22 protein-coding genes are annotated in these 19933 nt (G+C 67.5%); 13 read left to right on the forward strand and 9 right to left on the reverse strand.

The annotated features are described in order from the left end of the window. Positions 1-159: 159 nt before the first annotated feature. A complete protein-coding gene (locus ACQR50_RS00540) occupies positions 160-1266 on the reverse strand; it encodes a glycosyltransferase (RefSeq protein ID WP_428969401.1) in 1107 nt (368 codons plus the stop codon). 212 nt (positions 1267-1478) lie between these two features. On the opposite strand from ACQR50_RS00540, the gene ACQR50_RS00545 reads away from it, so the two are divergent. The 4 genes from ACQR50_RS00545 (at position 1479) to ACQR50_RS00560 (ending at position 4696) form a co-directional block, all read left to right on the forward strand. Then, a complete protein-coding gene (locus tag ACQR50_RS00545) occupies positions 1479-2447 on the forward strand; it encodes a hypothetical protein (RefSeq protein WP_428969402.1) in 969 nt (322 codons plus the stop codon). Continuing rightward, positions 2444-2968: a DUF2141 domain-containing protein gene (locus tag ACQR50_RS00550; protein ID WP_428969403.1), complete on the forward strand. Its 525-nt coding sequence runs from the start codon at positions 2444-2446 to the stop codon at positions 2966-2968. Before ACQR50_RS00545 ends, ACQR50_RS00550 begins: the two co-directional genes overlap by 4 nt. Positions 2969-2978: 10 nt before the next feature. Continuing rightward, entirely contained in the window at positions 2979-4163 is a 1185-nt protein-coding gene (locus ACQR50_RS00555) for a glycosyltransferase (RefSeq protein ID WP_428969404.1), read from the forward strand. 68 nt (positions 4164-4231) lie between these two features. Beyond that, positions 4232-4696: a hypothetical protein gene (locus ACQR50_RS00560; RefSeq protein WP_428969405.1), complete on the forward strand. Its 465-nt coding sequence runs from the start codon at positions 4232-4234 to the stop codon at positions 4694-4696. Between the two features lies 1 nt (position 4697). On the opposite strand, the gene ACQR50_RS00565 is transcribed toward ACQR50_RS00560, so the two are convergent. From ACQR50_RS00565 to ubiG, 3 genes are all read right to left on the reverse strand, one after another. Continuing rightward, entirely contained in the window at positions 4698-5435 is a 738-nt protein-coding gene (locus ACQR50_RS00565) for a DUF2334 domain-containing protein (RefSeq protein WP_428969406.1), read from the reverse strand. Continuing rightward, a complete protein-coding gene (locus ACQR50_RS00570; protein WP_428969407.1) occupies positions 5432-6865 on the reverse strand; it encodes an ArnT family glycosyltransferase in 1434 nt (477 codons plus the stop codon). Before ACQR50_RS00570 ends, ACQR50_RS00565 begins: the two co-directional genes overlap by 4 nt. Before the next feature lie 127 nt (positions 6866-6992). Then, positions 6993-7664, reverse strand: a complete 672-nt coding sequence (ubiG, locus tag ACQR50_RS00575; RefSeq protein WP_428969408.1) for a bifunctional 2-polyprenyl-6-hydroxyphenol methylase/3-demethylubiquinol 3-O-methyltransferase UbiG — start codon at positions 7662-7664, stop codon at positions 6993-6995. Positions 7665-7784: 120 nt separating this feature from the next. Between ubiG and ACQR50_RS00580 the strand changes: the two genes are divergently transcribed. The 3 genes from ACQR50_RS00580 (at position 7785) to ACQR50_RS00590 (ending at position 11319) form a co-directional block, all read left to right on the forward strand. Next, positions 7785-9035, forward strand: coding sequence for an aspartate kinase (locus tag ACQR50_RS00580; RefSeq protein ID WP_061781029.1), 1251 nt, complete (start codon positions 7785-7787; stop codon positions 9033-9035). Positions 9036-9385: 350 nt separating this feature from the next. After that, the gene (locus ACQR50_RS00585; protein ID WP_428970747.1) at positions 9386-10372 is read left to right on the forward strand and encodes an NAD(P)H-dependent flavin oxidoreductase; all 987 of its coding nucleotides are present in this window, start codon (positions 9386-9388) and stop codon (positions 10370-10372) included. Positions 10373-10521: 149 nt separating this feature from the next. Continuing rightward, positions 10522-11319 carry a hypothetical protein gene (locus ACQR50_RS00590; protein WP_428969409.1) on the forward strand — a complete coding sequence of 266 codons (798 nt, stop codon included), beginning with the start codon at positions 10522-10524 and terminating at the stop codon, positions 11317-11319. A 7-nt stretch (positions 11320-11326) separates the two neighbouring features. On the opposite strand, the gene ACQR50_RS00595 is transcribed toward ACQR50_RS00590, so the two are convergent. Next, the gene (locus tag ACQR50_RS00595) at positions 11327-11533 is read right to left on the reverse strand and encodes a helix-turn-helix transcriptional regulator (protein ID WP_347092356.1); all 207 of its coding nucleotides are present in this window, start codon (positions 11531-11533) and stop codon (positions 11327-11329) included. Further along, positions 11530-11949 carry a hypothetical protein gene (locus ACQR50_RS00600; RefSeq protein WP_428969410.1) on the reverse strand — a complete coding sequence of 140 codons (420 nt, stop codon included), beginning with the start codon at positions 11947-11949 and terminating at the stop codon, positions 11530-11532. Before ACQR50_RS00600 ends, ACQR50_RS00595 begins: the two co-directional genes overlap by 4 nt. A 99-nt stretch (positions 11950-12048) precedes the next feature. On the opposite strand from ACQR50_RS00600, the gene ACQR50_RS00605 reads away from it, so the two are divergent. From ACQR50_RS00605 to pal, 6 genes are read left to right on the forward strand one after another with little or no spacing between them, the layout of a single operon-like run. Next, the gene (locus ACQR50_RS00605; protein ID WP_428969411.1) at positions 12049-12519 is read left to right on the forward strand and encodes a YbgC/FadM family acyl-CoA thioesterase; all 471 of its coding nucleotides are present in this window, start codon (positions 12049-12051) and stop codon (positions 12517-12519) included. Next, the gene (gene tolQ, locus ACQR50_RS00610) at positions 12516-13208 is read left to right on the forward strand and encodes a protein TolQ (protein ID WP_056438563.1); all 693 of its coding nucleotides are present in this window, start codon (positions 12516-12518) and stop codon (positions 13206-13208) included. The genes ACQR50_RS00605 and tolQ overlap by 4 nt, the downstream gene beginning before the upstream one ends. Before the next feature lie 13 nt (positions 13209-13221). After that, positions 13222-13680, forward strand: coding sequence for a protein TolR (tolR, locus tag ACQR50_RS00615; RefSeq protein ID WP_056438561.1), 459 nt, complete (start codon positions 13222-13224; stop codon positions 13678-13680). Further along, positions 13680-14702, forward strand: a complete 1023-nt coding sequence (locus tag ACQR50_RS00620; RefSeq protein WP_428969412.1) for a cell envelope biogenesis protein TolA — start codon at positions 13680-13682, stop codon at positions 14700-14702. Before tolR ends, ACQR50_RS00620 begins: the two co-directional genes overlap by 1 nt. Before the next feature lie 11 nt (positions 14703-14713). Beyond that, entirely contained in the window at positions 14714-16123 is a 1410-nt protein-coding gene (gene tolB, locus ACQR50_RS00625; RefSeq protein WP_083706726.1) for a Tol-Pal system beta propeller repeat protein TolB, read from the forward strand. 44 nt (positions 16124-16167) lie between these two features. Next, positions 16168-16692, forward strand: a complete 525-nt coding sequence (gene pal, locus ACQR50_RS00630; RefSeq protein WP_184105696.1) for a peptidoglycan-associated lipoprotein Pal — start codon at positions 16168-16170, stop codon at positions 16690-16692. Between the two features lie 165 nt (positions 16693-16857). Here the strand turns inward: pal and ACQR50_RS00635 are convergent, their stop codons facing one another. Genes ACQR50_RS00635 through ACQR50_RS00645 form a run of 3 tightly spaced genes read right to left on the reverse strand, consistent with a single transcriptional unit; the run spans position 16858 to position 19877 of the window. Continuing rightward, the gene (locus ACQR50_RS00635; RefSeq protein ID WP_428969413.1) at positions 16858-17730 is read right to left on the reverse strand and encodes a S1/P1 nuclease; all 873 of its coding nucleotides are present in this window, start codon (positions 17728-17730) and stop codon (positions 16858-16860) included. A gap of 10 nt (positions 17731-17740) precedes the next feature. After that, complete coding sequence (locus tag ACQR50_RS00640; protein WP_428969414.1) at positions 17741-18667, reverse strand: isoaspartyl peptidase/L-asparaginase family protein; 927 nt, start codon at positions 18665-18667, stop codon at positions 17741-17743. Positions 18668-18710: 43 nt separating this feature from the next. Further along, on the reverse strand, positions 18711-19877 hold the full coding sequence (locus ACQR50_RS00645) for an acyltransferase family protein (protein WP_428969415.1): 1167 nt from the start codon (positions 19875-19877) through the stop codon (positions 18711-18713). Between the last annotated feature and the right edge of the window lie 56 nt (positions 19878-19933).

Here is a 19933-nt window from a genome sequence, read left to right on the forward strand (position 1 = left end):
GACCATCCGTAGGATGGTGGAGGGGTGTCACCGGTGGCGATCATTGACCGGCCTCTTCCAACGGGACACCCCTCCGTCAGGCCTTTGGCCTGCCACCTCCCCTTGCAGGGAAGGAATGGGATGAATGCCGATCAGCCTGGTAGACCCCCGGCCGCTTTGTCAGACCAGCGCGGGTTCCAGCGGCCCCGTTTCGCCCAAAGTCTGGCGGGCACGGGCCGCGACGATCGAGTCGAACAGCGCCAGATAACGCTCGGCCGAATCCTGCCCGGGTTGCGGCACGGGTTCGGGACGCGGTGCCACGGGATCGAGCCAGTGGCGCAGCGCCGCGACCAAAGCGCCCAGATCCTCGCGCGGGACGATGGTGCCCAGCGAGCGATCGGACACGATCTCATGCACCGCCGAACTCGAGTCGGTGCTGACCACGGGGGTGCCGACCGCCAGCGCCTCGCGCAGCACGCCGGGCACGCCTTCATAGTCGGAGGGCAGGGCGACGACCTGCGCCGCCGCCATCGCGGCAGGCGCGTTGACGCTGTGGCCGGGCAGCGAGACCCGGTGCGACAGGCCCAGTATCTCGATCTGCGCGGTCAGGGCGGGGCGCAGGCTGCCCTCGCCCAATATGGTCAGGCCGATATCGTCGGGCAGATGGGTCATCGCGGTGATCAGCCGGTCCCAGCGCTTCTGCGGCTCCAGTCGCCCGACGCCCAGGATGTGGCGGTCCGGCGTCGTGGCGCGCGGAACCGCCAGGGGATCGAGCAATGTCGGTGGATTGGGAATGACCGCGACCGACAGCCCGGTGGCGGCTTGCGCCTCGCGCGCGGTAGCCGGGGTCATCGCGACCAGGGCGTCCAGGAACAGCCGGTGCCCTGCCAGCCATTGCCGCTGGCCCCAGGCGATCAGCGCGGGCTGGTCGCCGCGATCGACCGCATTGGACATCTTGGCGACGATCGGCGGGCAGGACCCGGCCAGCCGCGCCCGCGTCCACGCGGCCATGGCGGTATAGTGATTGCCCGGACAGAAGACGATATCGGGCCGCGCCCCCTCGATCAGCGCAGGCAGCGCGCGGCACAACCCGCCATAGCGTTGGTGCCCCAGCGTCACCGTCTCGACGCCCCTCGGCACGCCGCCCTGGAACTGGCCGTCCTGGTCGCCCAGGATCAGCGTGACGCGCCGTCCCCGGTTCAGCCAGCCCGGCAGCATCCGTCCCAGCGCGGCTTCGACACCGCCGCGCATGGCCAGGGCATAGGTCAGGATATGATCGGCGGGCATAGGCTCCGGGGAGATGGGGCGGGTCGATAATGGGAGCGCTAATCGCCGCTTGTCGCTGAATTATGTCAGTTTCAGCCCTAAGGTGGACACAATCGCGCGACAGAGGATGAATTCTTATTCAGGTGCGAGAAAGCAGTGTTGAGGTTAGCGGGCGCCACCGGCGAACGCCGCCGAGGAATCTCCATAACGTGCAGAATGAACGAGATGATCCCATGACCCCGCAACAGGCCCTGCCTGGCGGCTCGGCACCCGGAGCGGTCCAGGGCGCCGGTGGTGCGAGCGGTCCGGTAGCGCGCGACATGGCCGCGCTGGAGCCGTTGAAGACGGTCAAGAGCCGTTGGCCCGCCATTATCGGCGGCGTGCTGACGCTCGCCATGATCGTCGGGCTGGGGCAGGAACTGCTGGGGCGCGGTCTGGTCGGCCTCAGCCATTCGGTGCCGACCAACCCGCTCTTCTACATCGTCTTTGTCGGCCTCTACATGGCGCTGCCGATCGGCGATTATATCATCTTCCGGCGGCTGTGGGGCATCCCGATCAGCGGCATGGCCGCGCTGATCCGCAAGCGGATCGCGAACGAGGTGGCGTTCAGCTATTCGGGCGAGGCCTATTTCTATGCCTGGGCGCGCGCGAATGCGAAGATGGTCGCCGCCCCCTTCGGCGCGGTCAAGGATGTCGGCATTCTGTCCGCCATTGCGGGCAATGCGATCACCCTCCTCATGATCGGCCTGGCCCTGCCGGTCGGGCGCGAGCTGCTGACGCCGGAGCAGCTGCGGCTGGTCTGGGGATCGATCGCGATCGTCATGGCGACCTCGCTGCCCTTCCTGATCTTTTCGCGGCGGGTCTTCTCGCTGGATCGCAAGACGCTCTGGTGGGTCTTCATGGTCCACTGCACCCGCCTGATCGCCAATTCGCTGCTGGTCGCACTGGCGTGGCATTACGGCATGCCGAGCGTGTCGCTGGGCATGTGGCTGTTCCTGTCGGCGGCGCGGCTCCTCGTCTCGCGCCTGCCGCTGGTGCCCAACAAGGACCTTCTTTTCGCCAATTTCGCGATCCTGTTGATCGGGCAGGATCAGGAACTGAGCGAACTGATCGCCTTCACCGCGGCGCTGACCCTGCTGGTCCATGTCGTGTTGATCGCGGGGTTCGGTGTGGCGGCACTGGTTCGGAAGGTACGCGCATGATTCGCGTGATGAAGATGATGATGGCGGCGACGATCGGCCTGGCGATGATGCCGCAGGCGGCGGGCGCGCAGGTGCTGGGCAGCGATGCGGCGGCCTGCACGAGCGGCGGCGGTCCGGCCATCCTGGCGCGGATCGAGGGGCTGAAGGACCGCAAGGGCAATCTGAAGCTGGAACTCTATCCCGCGAACGAGGAGGATTTCCTCCAGGACGACGGCGTGCTGGTCCGCGCGGGCAAGACCTTCCGCCGCGTCCAGGTGCCGACCCCGGCAAGCGGCGCGATCGCGCTGTGCATCCGCGTGCCGCATCCCGGCCGCTATGCCCTGCTGTTCACCCATGACCGCGACGGCAAGAACAAGTTCAATTTCTGGAGCGACGGCGCCGGCTTCCCGGCCAATACGAAGCTCGGCCGCCGCAAGCCGCCGCTCGCCTCCGCGCTGATCGACGTGCCCAACGGGGTGGCGACGACGACCATCCGTGCCCAATATCTGCGTGGGCTGGGCGGCTTCGGTCCGGTGGAGTAAGGAACAGACGATGCGCATCGTCGACGTCAACGAATTCTACTCCCCCACCGGCGGGGGCGTGCGGACCTATATCGACCGCAAGATGTCGATCCTGGCCGAGATGGGCCATGAGCTGATCGTGCTCGCGCCGGGCACCGAGGACCGGGTCGAGGAGCGCCCCGGCGGCGGCAAGATCATCTATGTGAAGGCGCCGCGCCTGATCCTGGACACCAATTACGGGATGTTCTGGGACTCTGCGCCGGTCTGCCAGCTGCTCGACGAGCTGGACCCCGACATCGTGGAGGTCTCTTCGCCCGCCAAGCCCGCCTGGTTCGTCGCCAGCTGGCAGGGGCGCGCGAAGAAGGTCTTCTTCATGCACAATGACAATGTCGGCACCTATCCGGTCCGCTGGCTGGACGGTCTGGTCGCGCAGGAGCGGGTGGAGGACTGGTTCAGCTGGTACAGCCGCTACATGAACCGTTTCCTCGACCATTACGACCTGGTGCTGTCCAACGGCCCGGCGCTGGTGAAGCGGCTGGGCAAGCGCGGCGTGCGGGTGGACGAGGGCATCCCGCTGGGCATCGAGCGGCATTTCTTCTCGCCCGACCACCGCGACGAACGGCTGCGCGCCGCGCTGCTGGCGCAGTGCGCGCTGCCCGAGGACGCGCATCTGCTGCTGGGGCTGGGGCGGCATCATCCCGAAAAGCGCTGGCCGATGGTCATCGACGCGGTGGAGCGCGTGGCCTCGACCCGGCCGGTCGGCCTGATCCTGATCGGCGGCGGCGTCGCCAGCCGGACGCTGGAGAAGCGGATCGCGGGCAGCCCCCATATCCGCCTGTTCCGCCCGGTCTATGACCGCCCGCGCCTGGCCCGGATCATGGCGAGCTGCGACGCGCTGGTCCATGGCTGCGAGACCGAAACGTTCGGGCTGGTGGCGTCCGAAGCGCTGGCCTCCGGCCTTCCGCTGGTCGTGCCCGATTATGGCGGCTGTGCCGAGGTGGCGAACCCGCTGTTCGCCGAGACCTTCCGCGCGCGCGACGGGGCGGCCTGTGCCGAGGCGATCGAGCGGCTGCTGGCGCGCGACCAGCGCGTGCTGCGCAACGCCGCGCGCGTGGCGGCGGGCAAGGTGTTCAGCGACCGCGATCATGCCGAGGCGCTGATCGCGCGCTATCAGCTATTGCTCGACCAGGGCGAGCAGTTGCAGGCCGTCGCCTAAGCCGGAACGGAGCTTTCGCACTGCCCGTGCGTCTGTCATCATGACAAAAATGTCATGGGAGACGGTCGATGAGTCGTGGCTTCGCAGTCGTGATGGGCATCATGCTGGCGTCCTCGGGCGCCGCACAGGCGGCCGACCGTCCCCCGATCGAAAGCTGGGGAAAACCCGGCGTCACCTTCGACCAGTATCGCACCGATTCGATCGAATGTGCCAAGATCGGCTATTTCCGTGACGTATCGCAGGATGAACCGGCGAAGCGGTTCATTCGGGGGTTCGAGACGGTGGATCGCCTGATGAATTTCCCCAGCCCCGCCGATGGCGGTGACGACTGGATGCTGTCCGTTCGTCGCACGCAGCCGGATCGGCAGAAGCGCCTGCTCCAGGCGATTCAGGTCGGCGACGTCGAACAGTGCCTGACGGGCAAGGGCTATCGCAAGTTCACGCTGACCACGAACGAGCAGAAGGCGCTCGCGCAATACCCGCGGGGGTCGGAGGCGCGGCATCGCTACCTCCATACGCTGGCCACGCGCTGATTCAGGCGGCGAGCAGGTCCGCGTAGCGCGACGGCCGATGGGTACGGGCGAGGCGCGCATAGGTCTTGTCGATGCTGTCGAGCAGCGCAGGCACGCCATTGTCGCCCGGATGCACCGCGACGCGCGCGACCGGGGTCGGGCGCAGGCCGTAACGCAGCACCGCGGCGGCGGCGAGCGAGCTCAACTGCCGCCCGCGCGAACGGCTGGCCCAGGTGACGACGGGGCCGCGCGCGACGATCTTGCCGTCGGTCGGCGTCCAGACGCGGAAATGATCCTCCGCCAGCCCGAAACCCGCATCCCCCAGGGCCAGGCGCGCCTCGTCCGAATAGAGCCAGGCGGGGGCGATGAAGCCGGTCGCGCGGCGGCCGATGATATCCTCGATCAGCGCGGTGCCGCGTTGCATCCGGCGCAGCGCCTCGGCGCGGTCCAAGCCGACGAACTCACCTTCGCCCGCGGTCATGTGCTTGGCCTTCAGCGCGGTCTTCTGGTCGGTGTGGATCATGTCGTCCTTGTGCGACCAGCCATGGACGAACATCTCGATCCCCATGTCCGCCCAGTTGCGCAGCCGCGTGGCAAAGGGCGTGCCGGGTGCGATCGGCGCGCTGTTCCAATGGTCGGGAATGACCAGCATGGCGAGGTGCGGGCCGCCCAGATGCCCCAACAGCCGGTCGTACAGCGCATCGACCGCCCCCTCGAACCGGGGGGACACGTCATGGATCGAGGCGAGAAGGCGTTTCATCGCGTGGATTTATAGACGCTGATCGTCTCATTGCCCATCGGCAGTTTCGCCGCCAGTCGGTAGCCATCGGCCATCGCCGCCAGGACGCGGGCATGCGCCTCGGGCCGTTCGCCATTATAGGGCGGGCGCATCACGACGACGGCGGGGTGTTGCGAGAGGATGTGGGCGATCTCGCTATCCTGGTCGACGCCGGTCGCCCCGGCCTCGCGCGCGCGGCTGAGATGCGCGGGGACGATCCAGCGCGAGAGGGCGCAGCGCTGAGTCGCGACATAGAGCATGGTGCTGCCCGAATAGACGTAGAGGCAACCCGGCCCCTTGCCGACCGCCTGGGACAGGGCGGCGAACTCGGTCGCGCCGCCGCGTTCGTGGCGCAACGACAGCAGCACGATCTGCCCCGCCAGCGCGACGGTCAGCAGCAGGGCAGGGGTATGGCGCCGCCGCCAAGCTTCCCGCCCCAGCATCGCGGCCGCCGCCGTACAGGCGGGGAGTAGGATCGGCAGGCCGTAATGATCGAACCAAGGCCGGAATATCAGCACCCCGATGATCGCGGCGCCCAGCCAGACGGCGAGGAAAGTCCGTTCCCGATCGTGCTCCGCTCGCTTCAATCCAAGCACCGCCAGCGTGACGATGGGCGACAGGATCAGGACCATCTGCCCCAGATTGCCCGCCAGTTCTGCCAGCGGATCGGGGTTGCGGTGAAAGATCGACAGGAAATTGGCATAGAGGAACGCGTCCCACTGCCCGATCGCGGCATAGACGCCAGCCGCCAGCGCGGTGGGCAACAGTGATACGACCACCAGTGCGAGGCCATAAAGGATCAGGGCAACAGGCGATCGGCTCCGCCGCCGCTCGGCAACCAGCAGCCACAGGCCGAAGGCCATCCCCTCGACCACTGCCGAATATTTGATCTGCAGGACAAGGCCGACCAGCGCCATCGCGGCGAGGCCCAGGCTGCGCAGCCCTCGCCGATCCGATTCGAGGATCGCCCGAGCGGCTGCCATCATCAGCAGATTGTAGAAGACCGGCGCCTGGCCCCCCTGTCCGCCGAGCAGGTCCAGCCAGAGGATATAGGCGATCCCCGCCGCCGTCGCGCCAGCGCCCCAGCCGAGCCGCTCGGCCATGCGCGCGATCAGCCAGCCGGTCGCGACGACGCTGGCCATTGCCATCGCCTGATAGGCCCAGATACCCGCCGGAAAGCCGAAGGCGGCGGGTATGGCGTAGAGCAGGAACAGCCCGATCGGCTTGCGGTCCCACACATCGACGAACGGCCATGCGCCCTGCCACATCGAATGGCCGGTGAAGAAGTAGAACTCCTCATCCACATGGACGACCGGATTGCCGAAGGTCAGCGCGCGAGCGACGATCGCGACGGCGAGCAGGATCAGGAGGCGGTCGTGCCCCGAGGGGGTGGGGCGATCAAGAGATGGCATGGGGGTATCCGAACAAGCCCCTCCCCTTCAGGGGAGGGGTTGGGGTGGGGCGTCGCCACTGGCCGTGCGTTTGCGGAAGCGCCCCACCCCCGACCCCTCCCCTGAAGGGGAGGGGAGAATGGCGGCCTCAGCGCGTCGCGGTCACGAAATAGTCGAGCGCGGTCGAGTCGCTGACCATGAACCCCTTGGTCGGCGAATAGCTCAGGCCCCGCACGTCGCGCACCGTCAGTCCTGCGTCGATCAGCAGCGCGGTCAGCTCGTCGGGCGTCAGGAACTTCGACCAGTCATGCGTGCCCTTGGGGATCGCGCCCGTCCCTTCGGCCAGCGTGATCAGCGCCAGCTTCGACAGCGGCGTGCGGTTCGGCGTCGACAGGATCATGAGGCCACCCGGCGCCAGCGCATCGGCCAGCCCGCGTACGAATCGCGCCGGATCGGCGACATGCTCGATCACCTCCAGCGAGGTGACGAGGTCGAACGTCTCGCCCGCCAGCCCCTCGACGCTGCCCGCGCGATAGTGGATGTCCAACCCCGATTGCGCGGCATGGGCGGCGGCGACCGCGACATTTTCGGTGGCGGCGTCGAGCCCCGTCACCTCGGCCCCGAGTCGCGCCAGCGGCTCGCACAACAACCCCGCGCCGCACCCGACATCCAGCGCCCGCTTGCCCGAAAGCGGCGTGAAGCCCTGTCCGTCGGCATCCCAATGCAGATCGATCTGCTCGCGAATATAGCGCAGCCGAGGCGGGTTGAGTCGGTGCAGCATCGCGCTCGACCCCTTGGGGTCCCACCAATCCGCTGCCATCTTTCCGAAATGTGCGGCTTCGGCCCCAATAATGGTAGAATCGTTCAAATGGCTTGCGTTCGTCATGGGGGCTACCTATCAGGACCGCCGTTTTACCCCAAGGAGATTGGCAAAAACCGCATGGCCCGTATCGTGATGAAGTTCGGCGGCACCTCGATGGCCGGAATCGAGCGCATCCGCAACGTGGCGGCGCGGGTCAAACGCGAGGTGGAGGCGGGCCATGAGGTCGCGGTCGTCGTCTCTGCAATGGCGGGGGAGACCGACCGGCTGGTCGGTTTCTGCCGCGAGGCCTCGTCGCTTTACGATCCCCAGGAATATGACGTCGTCGTCTCGGCGGGCGAACAGATCACCAGCGGCCTGCTGGCGATCACGCTCCAGGCGATGGGCGTCCCCGCCCGCTCGTGGCTGGGTTGGCAGTTGCCGATCCATACCGACACCGCGTTCGCAAAAGCGCGAATCGGCGAGATCGACACCACCGCGCTCGACCAGAGCCTGGCCAGCGGCGTCGTCGCGGTGATCCCCGGCTTCCAGGGCGTGGCCGAGGGCAACCGGGTCACGACGCTGGGGCGCGGCGGATCGGACACCAGCGCGGTCGCCGTCGCGGCGGCGATGAAGGCGGAGCGGTGCGACATCTATACCGATGTCGACGGCGTCTACACGACCGACCCGCGCATCGTGCCGCGCGCGCGCAAGCTGTCGAAGGTCACCTATGAGGAGATGCTGGAACTCGCCAGCGTCGGCGCCAAGGTGCTCCAGACCCGCTCGGTGGGCCTGGCGATGAAGGAACAGGTGCGCGTGCGGGTGCTCAGCTCGTTCGACGACGCACGGGACGAAGACGGACATCGCGGCACGTTGATCGTGGGCGAAGAGGAAATCGACGATATGGAACGCCAGCTCATCACCGGCATCGCGCATGACAAGAACGAAGCCAAGATCACCCTGACCGCCGTGCCCGACCGCCCCGGCGCGGTCGGCGCGATCTTCGCGCCGCTGGCCGATGCGGGGATCAATGTGGACATGATCGTCCAGAATATCGCGCATTCGACCGGCTCGACCGACGTGACCTTCACCGTGCCCTCGGCCGACCTGGCACGCAGCCTGGACGTGCTGGAAAAGGCGAGCGGCGAGATCGGGTACGGCAACCTCGTTCACGACACGCGGGTCGCCAAGATTTCGGTTGTGGGCGTCGGCATGCGCAGCCATGCGGGCGTGGCCTCGACCATGTTCCAGACGCTGGGCGCGCGCGGGATCAACATCCTTGCGATCACGACTTCGGAGATCAAGGTCAGCGTGCTGATCGAAGAAGACTATACCGAACTGGCGGTGCGCGTGCTGCACACCGCCTATGGCCTGGACGCCGAAGCGGCCTAAAGCCTTCCCCCCTCTCTGGGTTCGGCTCGGGGAGGGGGCTTTCGTGCACGCGAAGCCGCGAAGACGCGAAGCCTCTTCAAGAAGATTGGTTCGCGCGGAGGCGCGGAGGGCGCGGAGGTGGCGTATCCAGCCGCTATTCAGGTCATCCAATAACGGGCCGTAGCAGTTAGGATCGCGCTGCCGCGCGCGAAACATCTCTGCGTCCTCTGCGCCTCTGCGCGAACCATCTTCTTCGCGGCATCGCGGCATAGCGTGAACCAAATCTTGCCGTTCGCCCCGCTCCACGGCATGGAGCGTCGATGACCGACACCCTCACCACCACCACCGGCGAACAGCGTCTCGCCACCCGCATGGCGCGCGGCGCGGAATTTCTGGGCGCCGACATGGCGATCATGGCGGGGGCCATGTCCTGGGTCTCGGAGCGGAACCTGGTTTCCGCCATGTCGAATGCGGGCGGCTTCGGCGTGATCGCGTGCGGCGCGATGACTCCCGAGCTGCTCGATACCGAGATCGCAGCGACCAAGGCGATGACCAGCCGCCCGTTCGGCGTGAACCTGATCACCATGCACCCGCAGCTGTTCGACCTGATCGCCGTGTGCGGCCGTCACCAGGTCGGCCATGTCGTGCTGGCCGGCGGCCTGCCGCCCAAGGGCGCGCTGGAGGCGATCAAGGAGACGGGCGCCAAGGTCATCTGCTTCGCGCCCGCCTTGTCGCTGGCCAAGAAGCTGATCCGCTCGGGCGTCGATGCGCTGGTGATCGAGGGTATGGAGGCGGGCGGCCATATCGGCCCGGTGTCGACCAGCGTACTCGCGCAGGAGATGCTGCCGGAGATCGCGGATCAGGTGCCGGTCTTCGTAGCGGGTGGCATCGGCCGGGGCGAGGCGATCGCGGGTTATCTCGACATGGGCGCGGCGGGCGTTCAGCTCGGCACGCGTTTCGTCTGTGCGACCGAATCGATAGCGCACCCCAATTTCAAGAAGGCGTTCATCCGCGCCTCGGCCCGCGATGCGGTGGCCAGCGTGCAGATCGACCCGCGTCTGCCGGTCATCCCGGTCCGCGCGCTGAAGAATGCGGGCGGCGAGCTGTTCACCGCCAAGCAGCGCGAAGTCGCCCAAGCACTTGATGAGGGCAAGGTCGCGATGATGGAGGCGCAGCTCCAGATCGAACATTACTGGGCGGGCGCGCTGCGCCGCGCGGTGATCGACGGCGATGTCGAGCATGGCTCGGTGATGGCGGGCCAGTCGGTCGGCATGGTCACGAAGGAAGAGCCGATCGCCGACATCCTGGCGCAGTTGATGACCGAAGCCGCCGCCGCACTGGTCGCCCGCGCGGCGTAAACCTGTTCCTCCCCTTGCAGGGGAGGAATGATACGACTTCCGACCCCCTGACATACGCCTCGTTTCATCGCACAGGTTACGACGTGTTAACCTTGTTTCGGCATGACGTCGCCCATAACCGGGGGCGGGGTTTTCCGAGGATCAGGGTCATGGCGAGTTTGCGTATTGTATCGGGTGTGGCGATCGGCCTGTCGCTGGCGGGATGCGCCGCGCGCGAAACCGCCAAGGTCGCGCCGCCGCCGGTCATGGTCCCGGCCCCGCCGCAATATGTCCGTGCGCCGATGCCCGCCGGCGCCACGCCGGGGATGCGAATCCCGGCCCTGCTGCCCGACGGCAATTACGCCACGCCCAACCGCTCGCTGACCAGCGCCGCCACCGTCTGGCACCTGCGCTCGGGGCTGAACGTCGCCGCGCTGGCCTGTCGCGGGCCGGATGAGGGGCAGATCGTCACCCGCTACAACACGATGCTGACCGTCCAGCGGATCGAACTGGCGGCCGCGGAAAAGCGCTATTCGGCGGAGTATCAGGCGCAGGGCGGCGACTGGCGCGACAGCTATGACGACGCGATGACCCGGCTCTACAATTTCTTCTCGATCACGCCGGTCCGCAAGACCTTCTGCGCCGCCGCCGACGAAGTGCTGGCCGATATCAGCGCCGCCCCGACCACGGCGTTCGACATGAAGGCGGCCGAGCGGCTGGAAAAGCTCAACGCGCCCTTCATCGCCTTCTTCCGCGCCTATGACGCCTGGCGCGCGGGCACGATGGTGCCGGTGCAGCAGGGCGTCGCCCCGCTGACCGTCGCGAGCAGCGCGGCCCCCGCCGTCGCCCCGGCCACCGCGCCCACCGGCCCGGTCCTGTCGAGCCAGCCGGTGCCCGCCGCCAAGCCCTATACCCCGCCGGTCATCAATCCGCCGTCGCTGAAGGTCGATCCCGCCGCGATTCAGTAAGCACGGATCAGTCCGCGATCCAGAACAGCGATTCGACCGGTCGGCCTAGGGCTCGCGCCAGCTTGAGCGCGAGCAGGGTCGAGGGCTGGAAGACGCCGTTCTCCACCGTGTTGATCGTCTTGCGGCTGACCCCGATCGCCTCGGCGAGCGCGCCCTGGGTCAGCCCCGCCGCCTCGCGGGCGGCCTTCAGATCGTTGCCCAGTGTCTCGTTCATCGGCTGGCGCGAAGCTCCAGCGTCGAAAAGGCGATGAGCGCGGCCGTCAGCCCGGCGGTGACGACGATCCTTCCCAGGGTGATGGCACTTAGGGGGATAAAGAACGAGACCGTGATGGTCGCCGCCGTCGCCAGAAGCATCGCCCAGAAACCGGTGGCCAGGCTCGACCGGCGATGATCGCGGGTCGTTTCGTCGTTCATCAGCGCCGAGAGCCGACGTTGGCCCCACAGAAAGGGGACGCTGGTGAGATTGAGCGCAGTCAGCCCCATCAATGCGAACCAGGCTAGGAGGCGGTTGGATTGGTCATGACCATTGGCAATCGACAGGATGGTCGAGGCCAGCAGGCTCAAGGCCAACAGATAGAAGAGGATCACCCGAAACAGGCTGGTGCGTTCGGCTTTCTCGACAAGACCCATGACATGCCTCCTGTAACCTATAGGTATCATGTAACCTGTAGGTAACACGCGCGCAAGTGCCTTCCTTCGCCCGGACGGATGGGTTAACGGGCAGTCACCATGACGGTGACGGGAGAAGACCAGCCGAAGGGCGGCCGCTTCGAGGGGCATGAGCATCGCTTTGCGGTGCGCGTCTATTTCGAGGATACCGACCTGTCGGGCGTGGTCTATCACGCCAACTATCTGCGCTATATGGAGCGTGCGCGCTCCGACATGCTGCGGGTCGCCGGGATCGACCAGCGCGCCGCGCATGAGGCGGGGCAGGGCGCCTATGCCGTCACCGACATCGCCATCCGCTATGCCGCCTCCGCGCGGCTCGACGACGACCTGGTCGTCACATCCCGACTGATCGAGGTCAGTGCGGTGCGCGTCGTCATTCATCAGACAGTCAGGTGCGGGGCGGTCAAGCTGACTGATGCGCGCGTGACCGTCGCGTGGGTCGGCCCGAACGGTCGCCCGCGTCGGCAGCCCGCCGACTGGATCGCCATCTACCAACGCCTTGTCTGGCAAGGGGACACCCAACACCCATGAATCCCGTCTTCAACATGGATGCCGCCAGTTTGTCGCCCGTCGCGCTGTTCATCCACGCCGACTGGGTGGTGAAGTTCGTGATGATCGGCCTGCTGCTCGCCAGCATCTGGACCTGGGCGATCATCGTCGCCTTCTCGCGCAAGCTGGCGCGCACGAAGAAGGGCATGACCCGGTTCGAGCGCGATTTCTGGAAGGCCGAGGACATCGACGCCTTTCACCGGATGGAGCAGGACAATGAACTGCCCTCCGCGCGGGTGTTTTCAGCGGGCGTGCAGGAATGGCGGCGCTCGACCGCGGGCGGGCATATCGACCGCGACGGCACGCGCGAGCGCCTGGCCACCGCGATGGGATCGGCCGTGGCGGGCGAGATCGACAAGCTGTCGGATCGGTTGAACGTGCTGGCGACGGTCGGCTCGGTCGCGCCGTTCGTGGGGCTGTTCGGCACCGTCTGGGGCATCATGCGCAGCTTCACCGGCATCGCACAGGCGCAGAACACCTCGCTGGCGGTCGTGGCGCCGGGCATTTCGGAGGCGCTGTTCGCCACCGCGATCGGCCTGTTCGCCGCCATCCCGGCGGTGATCGCGTACAACCGCTTCAGCCACGGCGTGAACCGGGTGGAGGCGTCGCTGAACCGCTTCGCCGACGGCTTCCACACCACGCTCAGCCGCCAGCTCGACCAGGCGCGTTGAAAGGGTAGCGGCGATGGCCATGAACCTTCCCTCCCGCTCCGGCCGGGGCCGCCGTGCGCCGATGGCGGACATCAACGTGACGCCGCTGGTCGACGTGATGCTGGTGCTGCTGATCATCTTCATGGTGACCGCGCCGCTGTTGACCAGCGGCGTGCCGGTCAACCTGCCCGACAGCCGCGCCAAGGCGCTGGACCAGGAGCAGAAGCCCGAACAGATCGCGATCGACGAACAGGGCCGCATGTTCCTGAACGATGACGAGATCACCGAAGGCGACCTGCCCGCCAGGCTGGACGCCATCGCGGCACGCAAGGGGCCGGACGGACAGGTGCCGCAGGTCTATCTGCGCGCCGACCGGGCGCTGGATTATGGCCGGGTGATGCGGGTGATGGGCGAGCTGAACCGCGCCGGGCTGAACCGCGTGTCGCTGGTCACCGTGGAGGGCGGACCGTCACAGGGAGCGGGCACCCGCTGATGGAGCGTGGGGAACGGACCGGACTGGCGATTGCGGTCGCAGGGCATATCGTCCTGTTCGGCCTGTTGTCGGTCGGCTTTCTGTCGACGCCGAACCCGGAAAAGCTGAAGGTCACGCCGATCGACATCTCGCTGGTCAAGGATGTCGCGCTGGAAGCCGCGTCGCCCAACCCCAACGAGCAGGCCGCCCAGTCGATCGCGCCCGAGGAAGGGCTGCCCGAGGGCGCCGCGCCGCCCGAGCCGGTGGAGGCCGAACCCGAGCCCCAACCCGCCCCGCCGCCCCCGGCGCCGCAGCCGAAACCTCAGCCGCAACCCAAACCCGAACCCGAACCGGCCAAGCCCCAGCCGCGCCCGGAACCCAAGCCGCAGCCGAAGCCCCAGCCCAAACCGGCGGAAAAGCCCCGGCCGCAGCCCAAGCCCCAGCCCCAGCCGAAACCAAAGCCCGCGCCCGCCAAGCCCGCCCCGGCCAAGCCGGTACGCGAGGCCAAGCCCGCGCCCGCCGCTCCGGCCAAGCCCAGTCCGGCGGCCAGGCCCTCCACGGCCAAGCCCGCCACCCCGGCGCGGGGCAGCGGCCAGAGCCAGACGGCGACCACGGCCAAGCCGCGCGGATCGCGTCTGGGCGACAATTTCCTGAAGGGCCTGTCGCCCGATCCGTCGCCCTCCAAGTCGGAAGCGGCCCCGGCGGCGAAGATGGGCGCGCAGCAGCTGGCCAATATCGCTTCCGCGATCCAGCGGCAGGTCCAGCCCTGCGCCAATCGGCAGGTGACGCCGGGACCGGGCGCGGAGAAGATCCGCGTCGCGATCAACCTGCACATCAACCGCGACGGCAGCCTGGCCTCCGAACCGCGCGTCGTCGGCCATACCGGCGTCGACGGCGAGAATGACCGCTATGTCGACCGCGTCGACGCGCTGGCGATCGCGACGTTCAAGGGCTGCTCGCCGCTGCGGGGGCTTCCGCAGGAACTGTACGACATTCCCAATGGCTGGCGGAACATCACGCTGCGCTACAAACTTCCGGGTTGAGGATGATGCTTATGCCCCGTTCCCTGCTGACTCTTCCGCTCACCCTGGCGCTGGCCGCCAGCGCCGTGGGGGCACAGGATGTGCCCGCGCCCGCAACCCAGGATCAGGCGGCTCCCGCCGCCGGGCAGCAGCCCGCCGCCCAGCCTGCCAATGGTCAGGAAGGCCTGGTCGTCGATGTCGAGGGCGGTATCTCCGCGCCGATGCCGATCGCTGTTCCGGCGATGCCGACCAGCGCGGTGGTACAGACCCCGGCGGGCACCACCGACGTGGTGGGGCAGAAGCTGTCCGAGATCATCGTCAACGACCTGCGCAATTCGGGGCTGTTCACGCCGATCCCGCCCGCGCAGCTGCGCACCGTGTCCTTCCCGGAAGTGACCGCACCCGCCTTCGACTATTGGAACGGCACCGGCGCGCAGGCGCTGGTCCAGGGTTATGTCCGCGCCAATGGCGACGGGACGCTGACGGTCGGCTGCTATCTCTATGACGTGCTGGCCAAGAGCGAGCTGGCGCGGCAGGGCTTTGTCGTGTCGCCGGGCGACTGGCGGCGTGCGGCGCACAAATGCGCCGACACCATCTATACCAAGCTGACCGGCGAAGGCCCCTATTTCGACAGCCGCATCACCTATGTCTCGGAAACCGGGCCCAAGGCGCGTCGCATCAAGCGGCTGGCGATCATGGACCAGGACGGCGCGAACCATCGTTTCCTGACCAACGGCCAGTCGATCGTGCTGACCCCGCGCTTCGCGCCGAACCAGCAGTCGATCGTCTATATGTCCTATATCGACAAGCGGCCTGCCATCTATGTCTATGACATCGGCACCGGGCGCCAGCGTCTGGTGGTGCAGAATGCCGCGACGACCTTCGCGCCGCGCTTCTCGCCCGATGGCCGCTGGATCCTGTTCTCGATGGCGCAGGGCGGCAATACCGATATCTACCGCGTGTCGTCGCAAGGTGGGGCACCCCAACGCCTGACCAATGCGCCGGGGATCGATACCGGCGGCAGCTATTCCCCCGATGGTTCGAAGATCGTGTTCGAGAGCGACCGGTCCGGCGGGCAGCAGATCTATGTCATGAATGCCGATGGTTCGAACCAGCAGCGGATCAGCTTTGGCGGCGGGCGCTATGCGACCCCGGTCTGGAGCCCGCGCGGCGACCTGATCGCCTTCACCAAGCTGGGCGGGGCGTTCCGGATCGGCATCATGAACCCGTCGGGCGGCGGCGAAAAGCTGCTGACCAACAGCTGGCAGGACGAGGGGCCGAGCTGGTCGCCCAATGGCCGGGTCATCACCTTCCAGCGCTCGACGCAAGGGGCGTCGGGCAAGGCGGATGTGTGGATGGTCGACCTGACCGGCGTGAACGAACGTCGTATTCCGACGCCGCTCGACGGGTCGGACCCCGCCTGGGGGCCGCTGCGCCAGTAAATTGTTTCGGGGGTTCCACCAATCTGTAGGGAGTTGAGAGTCCGATGACCAAGATCAAGACCACGCTCGTCGTCGCCACCATGGCGATCGCCATGGCGGGCTGCGCCAAGAAGCGCCCCGAAGTGCTGCCGCCCGCGCCGGTCAGCCAGGGCAATGGCGTCGATCCCAATGCGGGTGCGAACACCAACCCGGACGGCGCGATCGTTCCCGGCTCGGACGCCGACTTCAAGCGCTCGGTGACGTCGAACACGATCCATTTCGGGCTCGACCAATATGACATCGATCCCCAGTCGCGCGCCATCCTGGACAGCCAGGCGCAGTGGCTGGCGCGCTATCCCAATGTCCGCATCACCATCGAGGGGCATTGCGACGAGCGCGGCACCCGCGAATATAATCTCGCCCTGGGTGATCGTCGCGCCAACGCCGCGAAGAACTATCTGGCGGCGCGCGGTGTTTCGCCGGAGCGGATGAACGTCATCAGCTATGGCAAGGAACGCCCGGTTGCGCTGGGTTCGGACGAAGCCAGCTATGCCGAGAATCGTCGCGCCGTGACGGTGGTGCTGAGCTGAATACTCCTCCCCATCTTTGATGGAGAGGGGGACTATGTCCGAAGGACATGGTGGAGGGGCGTCGCCCGTCAGGGCGATGAGAGAGGGCAGGCCGGTCCGTCCCTGCCCCTCCACCACCGCTTCGCGGTGGTCCCCCTCCCCAAGCAGAGCTTGGGGAGGATTGGATCAGGACTTGAACGCGCTGTTCAGCAGCCTGGCCAGCCGCAGCCCGCCACGCTTCACCTGCTCGCGCTCGACCGGCGCCATTTCGCGGATCGCGGCTTCATCCATCGTCATATGCGCCGGTGTCGGCCGGCACGGATCGCCCCCCATCGCGGCGGCATAGGCGCGCTTGGCGATGGCCCAGTTCTCGCGGCTCCACGCCGTCACGTCGCCCGCCGACTCGCGCCGCCGCTCGGCCGCCGGATAGGCGCGGACCAGCTTGGGCGGGGTCGAGATCGCCCGCTCGGCGAGCAGACCGTCCCAGATCGAATGCAGGTTCAGGCGGGGCGTCGCATAGGTGCCATAGTCGACACGGGTGTCGTTGCCGCCCTTGTCGCTCTTGTCGCCTGTATGCAGCGGCTGGTGCAGGTCGCCGACGAAATGGACCAGGAAGGCCAGCGCCATCACCCGCTCCTTCGCGCCCGCATGCCTGTTCTTCAGGATGGCGAGCTGGCGCGGAATCTGGGCCGACACGCAGTCGCCCGTGTCGCAGGCCGGGGGCAGGCGGAAGGGCTGGCAGATGTCGATATTCTGATAATGCCAGACATAGGCATAGCCGAAGCGCGACTTGCCGTTTTCGTCCTTCAGCGGCTTGACGCAATCGGGCCAGACGCTGGCCTCCTCGATCGTCCGGACCGGACAGGTCGGCGTGTCGAGCTGGGCTTGGGCGCGCAGGATCTGGCGGATCTCGGCGCGGGCATGCGGGGTGATATTGGCCCAGGCGATGGCCGCGACGGTCTCGTGGCCATATTCCCAATAGGCGGCGGCGGGGGAGGCGAGGGACAGGCTGGCGAACAGGCCCGCCAGCATCCCTAGGAGGATACGCAAGTGCTTCATAGCGCGTCTTTTATCCCTCGTCGGCGTAGATCGCCACCCGATGTTCGCCCGCCGAAGTCGCGCGGCCGCGATACATGCCCGCCGTCGTCAGGCTCCACGCGATGGCGCCGTCGGGTGCCGCGACGATCGTGCCGCCAGTGCCGCCCAATGCCTTGACCTCGGCCAGCACGGTGTCGGCGGCGGCCTGAATATCCTCGCCGGTGAAGCGGCGGCGCGCGGCGATCTCATGCCCGACGCCGACCCGGATGAAGACCTCGCCCGATCCGGTGCACGACACCGCGCAGGCCCGGTCGTCGGCATAGGTGCCCGCACCGACCAAGGGCGAGTCGCCGATCCGCCCCCAGCGCTTGCCGGTCACGCCCCCGGTCGAGGTGGCGGCGGCGACATGACCGTGGGTGTCGCAGGCGACCGCGCCGACCGTGCCGTATTTCATGTCGCTGTCGAACGCGTCGGAATTGCGGGAGAGGAGCTCGTCGAGCTGGCGGCGGCGCTCGTCGGTGTGGAACCAGCTGGGGTCGACCTGCTCGAGTCCCTGTTCCGCCGAGAAGCGATCCGCGCCCGATCCGGCGAGAAGGACATGCGGGCTCGCCTCCATCACCTGGCGGGCAAGCGACACCGGGTTGCGGGTGCGCGTGACGCCCGCCACCGATCCGGCACGCCGGTCGCGTCCGTCCATGATCGCGGCGTCGAGTTCGTTGGTCCCCTCGCGCGTGAAGCAGGCGCCGCGTCCGGCGTTGAAATGCGGATCGTCCTCCAGCACGCGCACCGCCGCCTCGACCGCATCCAGCGCGCCGCCGCCGTCGGCCAGCACCGCCGACCCGGCCTTGAGCGCGGCGTCCAGCCCGGCGCGGGCACCTGCATCCTGTTCGGGCGTCAGGACATCACGGGTGATCCGGCCCGCGCCGCCATGGATGACCAGCGACCAGGATGGGGACATGGGCGAAACTCCGAAACCGTCAGGGCAATCGCCCGCGCCCCTATCAGATCGCAGGCTTGCTGCCATCCCCCGGCCTCAAGCCTATGAGGGGCCGTAGCCATCTGACATTGCGTCCGATCAGATAAAAGGCCCAGCATCCCGCCACCGTCGCCGCGATCAGGATCACGGTATCGAGCCAGAGCGGCCACCCCAGCCCGCGCAAGGCAAAGGCGACCAGGATGATGATCGTCTGGTGGATCAGATAGAAGGGGAAGACCGCTTCGGTCAGCGTCCGCCGCCAGGGATGGTCGCGGTTCCAGAATCGTTCGGCCACCCCGATCAGCGCGACGACCGCCATCCAGCCCTGTACCGCGCGCGCACCCGCAAAGACGATGCCCAGCCCCGGCGGCGCGCCCGCCATGCCCGGCCAGCGCCACTCCAGTCCGGCGGCGACCGCATAGCTGGCCAGCGCGATCAGCGCGGCGACGATCCAGCCCCGGCGGAAGCTGTCCAGCACCCGCTCCGACCCTGCCATGCCGAAGCCGAAGAGCAGGGCGGGGAGATAGATGGCATGCGCCAGCCAGTCGTCGAACAGACCATGGGTCTCCGACTGGCCGGGGAACAGCCGGATATCGACCAGCAACAGCCAGACCACCGGCAGCACCGCGCCGCCCCAGCCGCCGAACACCCGGTCGAACAGCCGCTGCGCTGCCCCAGCTAGGCCATGGCCGACCGCCAGCATGACCGCGATCGCCATGGTATAGGCCCAGAGATAGCCGACGAACCAAAGGTGATTCCAGGCGGGCGTCGGCACCACGCCCCCGATCGCCCGAAAGCCCAGCCAGTCCCGCATCCAGAAGGTCCAGTAGGATCCGGCATAGCCATATTTGCTCGCCAGCTCGGCCCAGATCTGCGGCGGCACCAGCACGCAGACGCCGAAGAGCAGCGGCACCAGCAGCCGGATGCTGCGCCCCCGCGCGAAGCTGAAAACGCTGGGATGCCGCACCGCCAGCGCGCGCGTGGCATAGCCGGACACGACGAACAGCAGCATCAGCCGCCACGGATTGCTCGCCAGCATCGGGATCGCCACCCAGGGCAGCCGCGCCAGCTGAACGTGGAAGCCCCAGGGCACGAAGACCATGCCGATATGATAGAGGATCAGAATGGCGAAGGCGCCGATCCGCAACCAGTCTAGGCCGTAATGGCGGGGGATGGGGGCGGCGGCGGTCATTTAGGGGGTCTGGTACAGCACTGACTTTGAACCGCAACTCGCTGCGCGTATATAGG

Source organism: Sphingomonas sp. Xoc002, assembly GCF_050408055.1.
Lineage (GTDB): Bacteria > Pseudomonadota > Alphaproteobacteria > Sphingomonadales > Sphingomonadaceae > Sphingomonas > Sphingomonas yabuuchiae.